Source organism: Pseudomonas sp. SIMBA_067 (genome assembly GCF_046534675.1).
Lineage (GTDB): Bacteria > Pseudomonadota > Gammaproteobacteria > Pseudomonadales > Pseudomonadaceae > Aquipseudomonas > Aquipseudomonas putida.
The window spans coordinates 1-247 of the sequence record NZ_JAWRYH010001075.1; the positions used below are offsets into that span (position 1 = coordinate 1).

Below are 247 nucleotides of genomic sequence, written 5' to 3' on the forward strand. Positions count from 1 at the left end.
CGTGAGGAAACGCCTGTTGCGCCTCTTCGCGTGCGCCGGGCACTTGATAGCGGTGCGTCGCTTTTAACCATTTGCTGAACAGTTTTGGCGCGGCGCGGTCGGGCAGGCTGGCCAGCGCGGCTGCGGTGCGGGTCAGCTGGTCGGCACTGGCCGCGCCGCCGTGCATGGCTGCAGCACTGACCAGCAGTCCCAGCGCCCAGATCGCACCCCGATGGGTGTTGACGCCGCCGGTTGTCGCCATCTTCTG

The 247-nt window shown here is 67.6% G+C and carries 1 protein-coding gene; it reads right to left on the reverse strand.

The genetic code is table 11. The features are described 5' to 3' along the window. Window positions 1-247 (reverse strand): triphosphoribosyl-dephospho-CoA synthase (locus tag SB765_RS32555; RefSeq protein ID WP_410932882.1); only part of this gene is annotated, 247 nt, incomplete at both ends.